Source organism: Pseudomonas sp. NPDC089752 (assembly GCF_044748725.1).
Classification (GTDB): domain Bacteria; phylum Pseudomonadota; class Gammaproteobacteria; order Pseudomonadales; family Pseudomonadaceae; genus Aquipseudomonas.
In genome coordinates, this window is the sequence record NZ_JBIVGP010000017.1 from 93,701 (window position 1) to 106,908 (window position 13,208).

General features: G+C 62.1%; 12 protein-coding genes. 10 read left to right on the forward strand and 2 right to left on the reverse strand.

The window, feature by feature from the left end:
• Positions 1-247 precede the first annotated feature (247 nt).
• Positions 248-1,030, forward strand: a complete 783-nt coding sequence (locus ACIPZF_RS23125) for an outer membrane protein OmpK (protein WP_400803657.1) — start codon at positions 248-250, stop codon at positions 1,028-1,030.
• Between the two features lie 65 nt (positions 1,031-1,095).
• On the opposite strand, the gene ACIPZF_RS23130 is transcribed toward ACIPZF_RS23125, so the two are convergent.
• Positions 1,096-2,004 carry a DUF808 domain-containing protein gene (locus ACIPZF_RS23130; RefSeq protein WP_400803660.1) on the reverse strand — a complete coding sequence of 303 codons (909 nt, stop codon included), beginning with the start codon at positions 2,002-2,004 and terminating at the stop codon, positions 1,096-1,098.
• Positions 2,005-2,136: 132 nt separating this feature from the next.
• Here ACIPZF_RS23130 and ACIPZF_RS23135 point away from each other — a divergent pair, with 132 nt between their 5' ends.
• Positions 2,137-2,748, forward strand: coding sequence for a TetR/AcrR family transcriptional regulator (locus tag ACIPZF_RS23135; RefSeq protein ID WP_400803662.1), 612 nt, complete (start codon positions 2,137-2,139; stop codon positions 2,746-2,748).
• Between the two features lie 97 nt (positions 2,749-2,845).
• Here the strand turns inward: ACIPZF_RS23135 and ACIPZF_RS23140 are convergent, their stop codons facing one another.
• Positions 2,846-3,286, reverse strand: coding sequence for a heme-binding protein (locus tag ACIPZF_RS23140; RefSeq protein WP_400803664.1), 441 nt, complete (start codon positions 3,284-3,286; stop codon positions 2,846-2,848).
• Between the two features lie 257 nt (positions 3,287-3,543).
• On the opposite strand from ACIPZF_RS23140, the gene gcl reads away from it, so the two are divergent.
• The 8 genes from gcl (at position 3,544) to ACIPZF_RS23180 (ending at position 13,080) form a co-directional block, all read left to right on the forward strand.
• Entirely contained in the window at positions 3,544-5,319 is a 1,776-nt protein-coding gene (gcl, locus tag ACIPZF_RS23145) for a glyoxylate carboligase (protein ID WP_400803666.1), read from the forward strand.
• A 53-nt stretch (positions 5,320-5,372) separates the two neighbouring features.
• The gene (gene hyi / locus ACIPZF_RS23150; RefSeq protein ID WP_400803668.1) at positions 5,373-6,155 is read left to right on the forward strand and encodes a hydroxypyruvate isomerase; all 783 of its coding nucleotides are present in this window, start codon (positions 5,373-5,375) and stop codon (positions 6,153-6,155) included.
• Between the two features lie 138 nt (positions 6,156-6,293).
• Complete coding sequence (locus tag ACIPZF_RS23155; RefSeq protein ID WP_400803670.1) at positions 6,294-7,187, forward strand: 2-hydroxy-3-oxopropionate reductase; 894 nt, start codon at positions 6,294-6,296, stop codon at positions 7,185-7,187.
• Between the two features lie 200 nt (positions 7,188-7,387).
• On the forward strand, positions 7,388-8,662 hold the full coding sequence (locus tag ACIPZF_RS23160) for a glycerate kinase (RefSeq protein WP_400803672.1): 1,275 nt from the start codon (positions 7,388-7,390) through the stop codon (positions 8,660-8,662).
• Positions 8,659-10,074: a pyruvate kinase gene (gene pyk, locus ACIPZF_RS23165; RefSeq protein ID WP_400803674.1), complete on the forward strand. Its 1,416-nt coding sequence runs from the start codon at positions 8,659-8,661 to the stop codon at positions 10,072-10,074. The genes ACIPZF_RS23160 and pyk overlap by 4 nt, the downstream gene beginning before the upstream one ends.
• A 170-nt stretch (positions 10,075-10,244) precedes the next feature.
• A complete protein-coding gene (locus tag ACIPZF_RS23170; RefSeq protein ID WP_400803676.1) occupies positions 10,245-11,120 on the forward strand; it encodes an urea transporter in 876 nt (291 codons plus the stop codon).
• A 44-nt stretch (positions 11,121-11,164) separates the two neighbouring features.
• Entirely contained in the window at positions 11,165-11,989 is an 825-nt protein-coding gene (locus ACIPZF_RS23175) for an ion transporter (RefSeq protein ID WP_400803679.1), read from the forward strand.
• Positions 11,990-12,081: 92 nt separating this feature from the next.
• Positions 12,082-13,080 carry a sulfate ABC transporter substrate-binding protein gene (locus tag ACIPZF_RS23180; RefSeq protein ID WP_400803681.1) on the forward strand — a complete coding sequence of 333 codons (999 nt, stop codon included), beginning with the start codon at positions 12,082-12,084 and terminating at the stop codon, positions 13,078-13,080.
• Positions 13,081-13,208 lie beyond the last annotated feature (128 nt).

The following is a 13,208-nucleotide window of genomic DNA, read 5'->3' on the forward strand; positions in this document are numbered from 1 at the left end:
ATCCTGCCTGCGTTTACTGACCGCTCAGTCAATGAATTCGGGCGGTTGGCCAACGTGTTGCCAGCCAGAAACACCCATTTTCATCCGTTCAGAACGAGTCGAGCAGGAAGGTTGTAGCTAACCCGGAAAAAGTTGGCGCAGCTCTTGCCAAACAGCTGTGGCCTATCGAAAAAAGCTGACTCAAAAGACAAAAACAGCGCCAACACCGAGCGCTGACAACAGATCAACCAAGGGAGCGACACTTGCAATGCGTACCATCAATAGCCTGATTCTCGCGGGCGGCCTGCTGGCCTGCGGCGCCACCCAAGCCGACGACCTGCTGCAGTGGCAGAACAACAGCCTGACCTACCTGTGGGGCAAGAACTTCAAGGTCAACCCGGCGATCCAGCAGACCGTGACCTTCGAGCACGCCGATGGCTGGAAGTACGGCGACAACTTCATCTTCGTCGACAAGATTTTCTACAACGGCAAGAAGGACGCGGGTAACGGCGACAACACCTACTACGGTGAAATCAGCCCGCGTTTGTCGTTTGGCAAGATCTTCGACCAGAAGCTGGCCTTTGGTCCGGTCAAGGACGTGCTGCTGGCCATGACCTATGAATTTGGCGAGGGTGATACCGAGTCGTACCTGATCGGCCCAGGTTTCGACCTGGACATTCCGGGCTTCGATTACTTCCAGCTGAACTTCTACCAGCGCACCACCGATGGCAGCCGCGCCGGTGACAACGTCTGGCAGATCACCCCGGTGTGGTCCTACACCATTCCTGTGGGCTCGTCCGACATCCTCATCGACGGCTTCATGGACTGGGTAGTCGACAACGACGAGAATCGTCGCGGCACCTATCATGCCAACCTGCACTTCAACCCGCAGGTCAAGTATGACCTGGGCAAGGCGTTGCACCTGGGCGAGAAGCAGTTGTACGTGGGCTTTGAGTACGACTATTGGAAGAACAAGTACGGGATCAAGGATTCTGACGGGTTTACCACTGACCAGAACACTGCGAGCTTCCTGGTCAAGGTTCACTTCTGATTTGCGTCAGGGGCCGCTTTGCGGCCCATCGCGGATGAATCCGCTCCTACACTGTGGGAGCGGCTTCAGCCGCGAAACGCCCGCCACAGCTTCCCTGCCACTGCTACTACCGCCAACACCACAGCCCCGGCCAACACACCTACACCACCGTTGAGCAACGCGCTGGTGACCACCCCACCCCGCCCTTCACTGAACGCCTCGATGGCATGATGCAGCGGCGCAACGCCATGCACCAGAATCCCACCACCCACCAAAAACATCGCCGCCGTCCCGATCACCGACAGGCTCTTCATCATGTAAGGCGCCGCCCGCAGGATGCCATTACCCACCGCCTGAGCGACCTTCGACGCCTTCTGGGTCATCCACAACCCCAGGTCATCGAGCTTGACGATACCGCCCACCAGCCCATACACACCCACGGTCATGACAATCGCAATGCCCGACAGCACGATGATCTGCTGGGTCAGCGGCGCATCGGCCACGGTGCCCAGGGTAATGGCGATGATCTCGGCCGAGAGAATGAAGTCCGTGCGCACGGCACCCTTGATCTTGGCCTTCTCAAAAGCCACCAGGTCGACATTGGCATCCGCGACCGCCTCGCTGCGCGCAGTGTGCTCGGCGGCGTCCTCTTCCTTGCTGTGGAGGAATTTGTGCGCCAGTTTCTCGAAGCCTTCGAAGCACAGGTACGCGCCGCCGATCATCAACAGCGGCGTCACCGCCCAGGGAATGAACGCGCTGATCAGCAGCGCCGCCGGCACCAGGATCGCCTTGTTGACGAACGACCCCTTGGCCACCGCCCACACCACCGGGATCTCGCGCTCGGCGCGCACGCCGGTGACCTGCTGGGCATTGAGCGCCAGATCGTCACCCAGCACCCCTGCGGTCTTCTTCGCCGCGACCTTGGTCATCAACGACACGTCGTCGAGCACCGTGGCGATGTCGTCGATCAACACCAGTAGACTGCTTCCTGCCATGTTTGCCTGTATCCAAATAATTCAATTTGCCGGATTCTAGCCCAAAGCCGCTGCCTTGAGCCCCCATCGGGGCCGGTGCTACCATGCCCGACCCCTCTTAGAGGTGGCCAGACACGAGGAAGATCCCTGACCATGAGCACCATTCGCGAGCGCAACAAGGAACTGATCCTGCGCGCGGCCAGCGAGGAATTCGCCGACAAGGGCTTCGCCGCCACCAAGACCAGCGATATCGCGGCCAAGGCCGGCCTGCCCAAGCCGAACGTGTATTACTACTTCAAATCCAAGGACAACCTCTACCGTGAGGTCCTGGAGAGCATCATCGCGCCGATCATGCAGGCGTCGACGCCGTTCAATGCCGACGGCGACCCCAAGGAAGTGCTGAGTTCGTATATCCGCTCGAAGATCCGCATCTCGCGCGACCTGCCGCATGCGTCGAAGGTGTTCGCCAGCGAGATCATGCACGGCGCGCCGCACCTTTCGCCGAAGCAGGTCGAGCAGCTCAACGAACAGGCTCGCCATAACATCGAGTGCATCGAGCGCTGGATCGAGCGTGGGCAGATTGCCAAGGTCGATGCGCATCATCTGATGTTCAGCATCTGGGCAGCGACCCAGACCTATGCCGATTTCGATTGGCAGATTTCGGTGATCACCGGCAAGGACAAGCTCGCCGACAGTGATTATGAAGCGGCAGCCGAGACCATCATTCGGCTGGTGCTCAAGGGCTGCGAGCCTGAGGCGGCCTGAAGATCAATTCGCGGGGCAAGCCCGCTCCCACAGGGTTGGTGTGGTACCTGTGGGAGCGGGCTTGCTCCGCGAATAGGCCGGTTCAGTCAATAGAGATTTAGGCAGCCACCCCCGCATCCGCCTTCAACCCCACCTCCTCGATCGCACTGATCGCGCACTGCTCGTCAATATCCGACGTATCGCCGCTGATCCCAACCGCACCCAGCACTTTACCGTCCTGATCGCGAATCAGCACCCCGCCCGGCGCCGGCACCACCGGCCGCTCACCCAACCCATTCAACGCAGCAAAAAACGCCGGCCGCTGCTGCGCATCCAGCGCCAGCAGACGCGAGCCCTTGCCCAGGGCAATCGCCCCCCAGGCCTTGCCCTGGGCGACTTCCGGACGAATCAGGCTGGCGCCATCCTCGCGCTGCAATGCCAGCACATGCCCACCGGCATCCAGCACCACCACCGTCAACGGCGCGGCATTGATCTTGCGGCCCGCCGCCAGCGCGGCGTTCACCAGGCTGACAGCGACTTTCAGGTTCAAAGCGTTCATGGAAAGGTCCTCTTCTTGTTGTGAGAAGCCCTGAGGGCAGGTGAAAAATGGATAAGCCAATAGAACACAACTGAAACTGTTTTTGTATACAATAAATTGAAACGATCGTATGCGAGATCGCAAACAGCCGTTTTCACGGGCGCTCGAACGAAAGCATCCTTGCCCGACGAAAACCCGTTGACCTGAACCGCCAGCCGTGAATACACTCTGGCACAAAGCAAGTTGTATACAATTACAAAATCGATGAGGCACAACCCATGAGCAAAATGAGAGCAATCGATGCAGCCGTTCTGGTCATGCGCCGTGAAGGTGTAGATACCGCGTTCGGCATTCCAGGGGCTGCCATCAACCCGTTGTACTCGGCCCTGAAGAAAGTCGGTGGCATCGATCACGTCCTCGCTCGTCACGTTGAAGGCGCCTCGCACATGGCCGAGGGTTACACCCGCGCCAACCCAGGCAACATCGGCGTGTGCATCGGCACCTCCGGCCCTGCCGGCACCGACATGGTCACCGGCCTGTACAGTGCGTCGGCCGACTCCATTCCAATTCTCTGCATCACTGGCCAGGCGCCGCGCGCCCGTCTGCACAAGGAAGACTTCCAGGCAGTCGACATCACCAGCATCGTCAAACCAGTCACCAAGTGGGCAACCACCGTGCTGGAGCCGGGCCAGGTGCCATACGCCTTCCAGAAAGCTTTCTTCGAAATGCGCAGCGGCCGCCCAGGCCCAGTGCTGATCGACCTGCCGTTCGACGTGCAGATGGCCGAAATCGAATTCGACATCGACGCCTACGAGCCGCTGGCCATCAACAAGCCGGCCGCCACTCGCGTGCAGGCTGAAAAAGCCCTGGCCATGCTCAACGACGCCGAGCGCCCACTGCTGGTTGCCGGTGGCGGCATCATCAACGCCGACGCCAGCGACAAGCTGGTCGAGTTCGCCGAACTGACCGGCGTACCGGTAGTGCCGACCCTGATGGGCTGGGGCATCATCCCGGACGACCACGCACAGATGGTCGGCATGGTCGGCCTGCAGACCTCGCACCGCTACGGCAACGCCACCCTGCTGAAATCCGACATGGTGTTCGGTATCGGCAACCGCTGGGCCAACCGCCACACCGGTTCCGTCGATGTCTACACCGAAGGCCGCAAGTTCGTGCACGTGGACATCGAACCGACCCAGATCGGCCGCGTGTTCACCCCGGACCTGGGTATCGTTTCCGATGCCGGCAAGGCGCTGGACGTGTTCCTTGAAGTGGCCCGCGAGTGGAAAGCCGCTGGCAAGCTGAAGTGCCGCAAGGCCTGGCTGGAAGACTGCCAGCAGCGCAAGTCGAGCCTGCAGCGCAAGACCCACTTCGAAAACGTGCCGGTCAAGCCGCAGCGCGTGTACGAAGAAATGAACCAGGTATTCGGCAAGGACACCTGCTACGTCAGCACCATCGGCCTGTCGCAGATCGCTGGCGCGCAGTTCCTGCACGTGTACAAGCCACGCAACTGGATCAACTGCGGCCAGGCCGGCCCGCTGGGCTGGACCATCCCTGCCGCCCTGGGCGTGGTCAAGGCCGACCCGAAACGCAAGGTTGTGGCGCTGTCGGGTGACTACGACTTCCAGTTCATGATCGAAGAGCTGGCGGTGGGCGCGCAGTTCAACCTGCCTTACGTCCACGTACTGGTGAACAACGCTTACCTCGGCCTGATCCGCCAGGCGCAGCGTGGCTTCGAGATGGATTACTGTGTACAACTGGCGTTCGAGAACATCAACTCGACCGACGCCGCCACCTACGGTGTCGACCACGTCGCCGTGGTCGAAGGGCTGGGCTGTAAAGCCATCCGCGTGTTCGAGCCAGGCGAGATCGCCCCTGCCCTGCTCAAAGCGCAGAAGATGGCCGAAGAGTTCCGCGTGCCGGTGGTGGTCGAAGTGATCCTCGAGCGTGTGACCAACATTTCCATGGGCACCGAGATCAACGCGGTCAACGAGTTCGAAGACCTGGCCCTGGTCGGCAACGACGCGCCAACCGCCATCTCGCTGCTGGACTGATCGCCTGACGCCCCCAGGCTTGCCTGGGGGCCTTCATCGCAAGGAGACACCTCATGCCTCGCTTCGCTGCCAACCTGTCCATGCTGTTCACCGAACAGGACTTCCTGGCCCGCTTCAAGGCTGCCGCCGATGCTGGTTTCAGCGGCGTCGAATACCTCTTCCCGTACGATTTCAGCGCCGCTGAAATCAAGCAGCAGCTCGATGCCCACGGCCTGACCCAGGTGCTGTTCAACCTGCCGGCCGGCGACTGGGCCAAGGGTGAACGCGGTATCGCCTGCCACCCCGACCGCGTCGAAGAATTCCGCGCCGGTGTCGACAATGCGATCGAATACGCCAAGGTCCTGGGCAACACCCAGGTCAACGCCCTGGCCGGCATTCGCCCGCAAGGCTTGCAGTGCGCCGACGTGCGCAAGACCTTCGTCGACAACCTCAAGTTCGCCGCCGAAAAACTGAAGGCCGCCGGGATCCGCCTGGTCATGGAAATGATCAACACCCGCGACATCCCGGGCTTCTACCTGAACACCACCCAGCAAGCGCTGGAAATCCAGGCCGAAGTCGGCAGCGACAACCTGTTCCTGCAGTACGACATCTACCACATGCAGATCATGGAAGGCGACCTGGCTCGCACCATGCAAGCCAACCTGAAACTGATCAACCACATCCAGCTGGCCGACAACCCGGGCCGCAACGAGCCGGGTACTGGCGAGATCAACTACCGCTTCCTGTTCGAGCACCTGGACCGCATCGGCTACCAGGGTTGGATCGGCGCAGAGTACAAGCCGCTGACCACCACCGAAGCGGGTCTGGGCTGGCTGAAAACCCACAATGCAATCTAAAGGCTGAACACCGAACCTGTGGGAGCGGGCTTGCCCGCGAATGCAATAGTGGCTTCACCGCCGCTTTCGCGGGCAAGCCCGCTCCCACAAGCTCCGGGTCGTACTTGAGATTCTATAAATACAAAGAGGTAAATTCTCATGGCTAAAATCGGTTTCCTCGGCACCGGCATCATGGGCAAACCCATGGCCCAGAACCTGCAAAAAGCAGGTCACAGCATCTTCGTTTCCACCCACCACGACGCCGCCCCGGCCGACCTGATCGCCGCTGGCGCAGTGGCCCTGGCCAACCCTAAAGAGGTTGCCCAGGAAGCCGAGTTCATCATCATCATGGTCCCGGACACCCCGCAGGTCGAAAGCGTCCTGTTCGGTGAAAACGGCGTCGCCGAAGGCGTGGGCCCGAACAAGGTGGTGATCGACATGAGCTCGATCTCGCCGACCGCCACCAAAGCTTTCGCCGAGAAGATCAAGGCCACTGGCGCCGCCTACCTGGACGCCCCGGTGTCCGGTGGTGAAGTCGGTGCCAAGGCCGCGACCCTGAGCATCATGGTCGGTGGTTGCCCGAAAGCCTTCGAGCGCGCCCAGCCGCTGTTCGAAGCCATGGGCAAGAACATCACCCGCGTCGGTGGCAACGGCGACGGCCAGACCGCCAAAGTGGCCAACCAGATCATCGTCGCCCTGAACATCCAGGCCGTCAGTGAAGCCCTGCTGTTCGCCGCCAAGAACGGCGCGGACCCAGCCAAGGTGCGTGAAGCCCTGATGGGCGGCTTCGCCTCGTCGAAGATCCTCGAAGTGCATGCCGAGCGCATGATCAAAGGCACCTTCGACCCAGGCTTCCGCATCAACCTGCACCAGAAGGACCTCAACCTGGCCCTGCAAGGCGCCAAGGAACTGGGCATCAACCTGCCCAACACCTCCAACGCCCAGCAAGTGTTCAGCACCTGCGTGGCGCTGGGCGGCGGCGACTGGGACCACTCGGCGTTGATCAAAGGCCTGGAGCACATGGCCAACTTCTCGATCCGCGGCGACAAATAAAAATCTTCCGGCCTCTTCGCGGGCCAAGCCCGCTCCCACAGGATTTTTGCTGACCTCAGGTCTTGCGCAATACCTGTGGGAGCGGGCTTGCCCCGCGAAGAATCCGACACAGAGCAACACCCGCCCCTGGTTCGGCCTGCACGGAGGCAGTTCCAGGGGCGTTTTTGATTCTGTAGAACAACAATAATTGGGAGCCTGCCATGTCGGTCGATCCGCAAAAACTTCTCCGCGACCTGTTCGACACAGCCATCGCCGCCGCCCACCCGCGCCAAGTCCTCGAACCCTACCTGCCCGCCGACCGTAGCGGCCGGGTGATCGTCATCGGCGCCGGCAAGGCCGCAGCCGCCATGGCCGAAGTGGTCGAGAAAAGCTGGCAGGGCGAAGTCTCCGGGCTGGTGGTCACCCGTTACGGTCATGGCGCCAACTGCCAGAGGATCGAAGTGGTCGAAGCCGCCCACCCGGTCCCTGATGCCGCTGGCCTGGCCGTGGCCAAACGCGTGCTGGAACTGGTCAGCAACCTCAACGAAGACGACCGCGTCATCTTCCTGCTGTCCGGCGGTGGTTCCGCCCTGCTGGCGTTGCCGGCCGAAGGCCTGACCCTGGCCGACAAGCAACACATCAACAAAGCGCTGCTCAAATCCGGCGCCACCATCGGCGAGATGAACTGCGTGCGCAAGCACCTCTCGGCGATCAAGGGCGGCCGCCTGGCCAAGGCCTGCTGGCCGGCCACCGTCTATACCTACGCAATCTCCGATGTGCCTGGCGACCTCGCCACGGTCATCGCCTCCGGCCCCACCGTGGCCGACCCGAGCACCTCGGCCGACGCCCTGGCGATCCTCAAACGCTACAACATCGAAGCGCCGAAAGCGGTCATCGACTGGCTCAACAACCCGGCTTCGGAAACCGTCAAGGCCGACGACCCGGCTCTGGCGCGCAGCCACTTCCAGCTGATCGCCAAGCCCCAGCAGTCGCTGGAAGCCGCCGCGGTGAAAGCCCGCCAGGCCGGCTTCAGCCCGCTGATCCTGGGTGACCTGGAAGGCGAATCGCGCGAAGTAGCCAAGGTGCACGCCGGCATCGCCCGGCAGATCGTCCTGCACGGCCAGCCGCTCAAGGCCCCTTGCGTGATCCTCTCCGGCGGCGAAACCACGGTCACCGTGCGCGGCAATGGCCGTGGCGGACGCAACGCCGAGTTCCTGCTCAGCCTTACCGAGAACCTCAAGGGCCTGCCGGGCGTGTTTGCCCTGGCCGGTGACACCGACGGCATCGACGGCTCGGAAGAAAACGCGGGGGCCTTCATGACGCCCGACAGCTACGCCCGCGCCGAGGCCCTGGGCCTGTCGGCCAGCGATGAACTGGACAACAACAACGGCTACGGCTACTTCGCCGCGCTCGATGCGCTGATCGTCACCGAACCGACCCGCACCAACGTCAACGACTTCCGCGCCATCCTGATCCTCGAGACTGCACAATCATGACGCCTGATAAAAAAGTCAAAATCCTCGCCACCCTCGGCCCTGCGATCAACGGCATCGACGACATCCGCCAGCTGGTCGAAGCCGGGGTGAACATCTTCCGCCTCAACTTCAGCCACGGCGAACACGCCGACCACGCCCTGCGCTATCAGTGGATCCGTGAAGTCGAGCAGCAACTGAACTACCCGCTGGGCATCCTCATGGACCTGCAGGGGCCGAAACTGCGCGTCGGCCGTTTCGCCGAAGGCAAGGTCCAGCTGCAACGCGGCCAGGCCCTGCGCCTGGACCTGGACAAGACCCCCGGCGACAGCCGCCGGGTCAACCTGCCGCATCCGGAGATCATCGCCGCGCTGGAACCGGGCATGGACCTGCTGCTCGACGACGGCAAGCTGCGCCTGCGGGTGACCGCCAAGCACAGCGACGCCATCGACACGCAAGTGCTGAACGGTGGCGAGCTGTCCGACCGCAAAGGCGTCAACGTGCCACAAGCGGTGCTCGACCTCTCCCCGCTCACCGAGAAAGACCGCCGCGACCTGGCCTTCGGCCTTGAGCTGGGCGTGGACTGGGTAGCCCTGTCGTTCGTGCAGCGCCCCGAAGACATCGTCGAAGCGCGCCAGCTGATCGGTGACCGCGCCTACCTGATGGCCAAGATCGAGAAGCCTTCGGCGGTCGAGCAACTGCAAGCCATCGCTGAACTGGCAGATGCGATCATGGTGGCCCGTGGCGACCTGGGCGTGGAAGTGCCGGCCGAAAGCGTGCCGCAGATCCAGAAACGCATCATCGGCACCTGCCGCCAGCTCGGCAAACCGGTGGTGGTGGCCACGCAGATGCTCGAATCCATGCGCTTCTCGCCAGCACCGACCCGCGCCGAAGTCACCGACGTGGCCAACGCCGTGGCCGAAGGTGCCGATGCGGTGATGCTGTCGGCCGAGACCGCCTCGGGCGACTACCCGCTGGAAGCCGTGCAGATGATGAGCAAGATCATCCGCCAGGTCGAGAATGGCCCGGACTACCAGGCCCAGCTCGACGTTGGCCGGCCAAAAGCCGAGGCCACCGTGTCGGACGCCATCAGCTGCGCGATTCGCCGTATCAGCGGCATTCTGCCGGTGGCGGTGCTGGTCAACTACAGCGAGTCGGGCGCCTCGACCCTGCGCGCCGCCCGCGAGCGACCACGCGCGCCGATCCTCAACCTGACGCCGAACCTGGTCACCGCCCGCCGCCTGAGCGTGACCTGGGGCGTGCACTCGGTTGTCAACGACCGCCTGCGCCAGGTCGACGAGATCTGCTCGACGGCGCTGGAGATTGCTCAGGCACAAGGCATGGCCAGCCGCGGCGACACGCTGCTGATCACTGCCGGTGTGCCTTTCGGCAAGCCGGGTTCGACTAATACGCTGCGGATCGAGACCTTGATCTGATCCAAAGGCCTCTTCGCGGGGCAAGCCCGCTCCCACAATGGTTCATGGTGACTTTGTGGGAGCGGGCTTGCCCCGCGAATGGAGGGCAAAGCCCTCCCAATACACCGTACCTGCGGAAAACCGAGGCCCAAAGAGGCCCACCGCTCTTCCATCAACCTTACCGACTGCCCATGTACACCAAAAATTTCGTCAACCCGTGCCCCGACTGGGCCACGGCGCTGCTCAACGGTTTCAGCCAGGTGCTGCTGCTGCGCAACCCCTTGTGCGGCCTGTGCTGCCTGCTAGCCATCCTGCTGACCGCCCCCAGCCTGGTCGGCGGCGCCCTGCTCGGCGCGCTGGCGGGCCTGCTCACGGCCCAACGCCGCAACTACGACCGCACCGACCGCCAGGCAGGCCTGTACTGCTACAACGGCGTGTTGATCGGCATCCTGATCAGCGCGGTGCTGCCCTGGTCGGCGATCATGCCGCCGCTGATCATCGCCGCAGGCGGCCTGTCCAGCATCATTACCCACCAGTGGCGCAAGCGCGGCGGCAAGCTGCTGATCGCCTATACCGCCCCCTTCGTACTGCTGGGATGGGCGACGCTGCTCGTGGCCGAACCCGGCGCATCGGTATTTGCTGAAGCAGAACCGCTCTACGCCCTCGCGCGCGGCGTCGGGCAGATATTCCTGCTCGACCATCCCCTGGCCGGGCTGCTGATCATCATCGGCATGTTCATCGCCAACCCTTACGCCGCCATGTGGGCGGTGCTTGGTTCAGCCATCGGCGGTGGCGTGGCGCTGCTTACCGACCAGGCGCCAGCAGCCTGGATGGGGCTGTACGGCTTCAACGCTGCGCTCGCGGCGCTGGCCTTCAGCCGCCAGGGCGAGCGGCCTTGGGTGACCCTGCTGGCCATCGCCCTGGCGCTGCTGCTGCAGCCGCTGTTCAAGCTGATGCCGATTGCCGGGCTTACCGCGCCGTTCGTGGTAGCGTGCTGGTTGATGCACCTGGGCAAACACCTGTGGTCGCTGAACCAAAACGGCAATACCAGCCGCTTGCACAGCTGAAAGCCAGCCCCTAGGCTCTGCCCATCGCACAACGGACCGAGCCCATGAACAACCCTGCGAGCCTGCGCGAGCGGCTCTACGTCATCGTCTTCCAGACCGATACCGAGGCTGGAAGACGCTTCGACAAAATCCTCCTGCTGATCATCCTGGCCAGCCTGGTCACGGTGATCCTCGACAGCATCAATGAAATCCATCAGAACTACGCCGGGCTGCTGGCGGGCATCGAGTGGGGCTTCACGGCGATTTTCCTGGCCGAGTACATCACGCGCCTTTACTGCTCTCCCAAACCCTTGCGCTATGCCTTCAGCTTCTACGGCCTGGTCGACCTGCTGGCAATCGTGCCGGGGATCATTGCCCTGTACTACAGCGACGCCCAGTACCTGCTGATCATCCGGGTGGTGCGGATGCTGCGGATCTTCCGTGTGCTCAAGCTCAGCCCCTACCTCAAGCAGGCCCACTACCTGCTGGAGGCACTGCGCGGCAGCAAGCAGAAGATCATCGTGTTCCTGGTCAGCGTATCGACGCTTGTCACCGTGTTCGGCACCCTGATGTACGTGATCGAAGGCCCCGAGCATGGCTTCACCAGCATCCCCAAAGGCATCTACTGGGCCATCGTCACCCTGACCACCGTGGGTTTTGGCGACATCGTGCCGAAGACGCCGCTGGGCCAGGTGCTGTCGTCGCTGGTGATGATCACCGGTTACTCGATCATTGCCGTGCCTACCGGGATTTTCACGGCGGAGCTGGCCAATGCCATGCGCGGTGAACAGCTGCAGCATGACTGCCCGACGTGCCGCAAAAAGACCCACGAACACGGCGCCGCATTCTGTTCGCGGTGTGGCAATGTACTGTTCCCGAAAACCGAATAAGCAAAGAGCCATTTGGTCTTTAAGCGCCCAAGAACGAAACGCTATAGTCGCTGGCAAATTGCCAAACACTTGAACTAGAACAAGGAAGCATCGTGAAAAAACTTTTCAGCGCCTCGCTGCTCGCCGCAGGCCTCGCTCTGGGCAACCTCGCCCAGGCCGCCCCGACTCTGCTCAACGTGTCCTACGATGTGATGCGCGATTTCTACAAGGACTACAACCCAGCGTTCCAGAAGCACTGGGAAGCCGAGCACAAAGAGAAGGTCAATGTGCAGATGTCCTTCGGCGGTTCGAGCAAACAGGCGCGTGCAGTGATCGATGGCCTGCCGGCCGATGTGATCACCATGAACATGGCCACCGACATCAATGCACTGGCCGACAACGGCAAGCTGGTGCCGGACAACTGGGTCACGCGCCTGCCGAACAACAGCGCGCCGTTCACTTCGGCCACCGTGTTCATCGTTCGCAAAGGTAATCCCAAGGCGCTGAAAGACTGGCCAGACCTGCTCAAGGACGGCGTGCAAGTGATCGTACCCAACCCAAAGACATCGGGTAACGGGCGCTATACCTACCTCTCAGCCTGGGGCTACGTGCTCAAGCAGGGTGGTGACGAGACCAAGGCCAAGGACTTCGTCGGCAAGCTGTTCAAGCAGGCGCCGGTGCTCGATACCGGTGGCCGCGCCGCAACGACTACCTTCATGACCAACCAGATCGGCGACGTACTGGTGACCTTCGAGAACGAAGCCGAGATGATCGCCCGCGAGTTTGGCCGTGATCAGTTCGAGGTGGTCTACCCGAGCGTGTCGGCCGAAGCCGAGCCGCCGGTAAGCGTTGTCGACAAGGTGGTGGCGAAAAAAGGCACCCAGGCCGTGGCCGAGGAATACCTGAAATACCTGTGGTCGCCAGCGGCCCAGGAAATCGCCGCGCAGAACTACTTGCGCCCGCGTGATGCAACGGTGCTGGCCAAGTACACCGACCGCTTCCCGAAAGTCGATTTCCTGTCGGTGGAGAAGACCTTTGGTGACTGGCGCACCGTGCAGAAGACCCACTTCAATGACGGTGGGGTGTTTGACCAGATTTATACCGGGCAGTAATTGATGTAATCAGTCCCGGCCTCATCGCGGCTGAAGCCGCTCCTTGTATCTCGACTTTCGCCTCCCAAGAGGCGAAAGTTCTCGACTGATCATCGAGGGAAGGTCTTGAAGCGGAGCCGCTCCTAGGG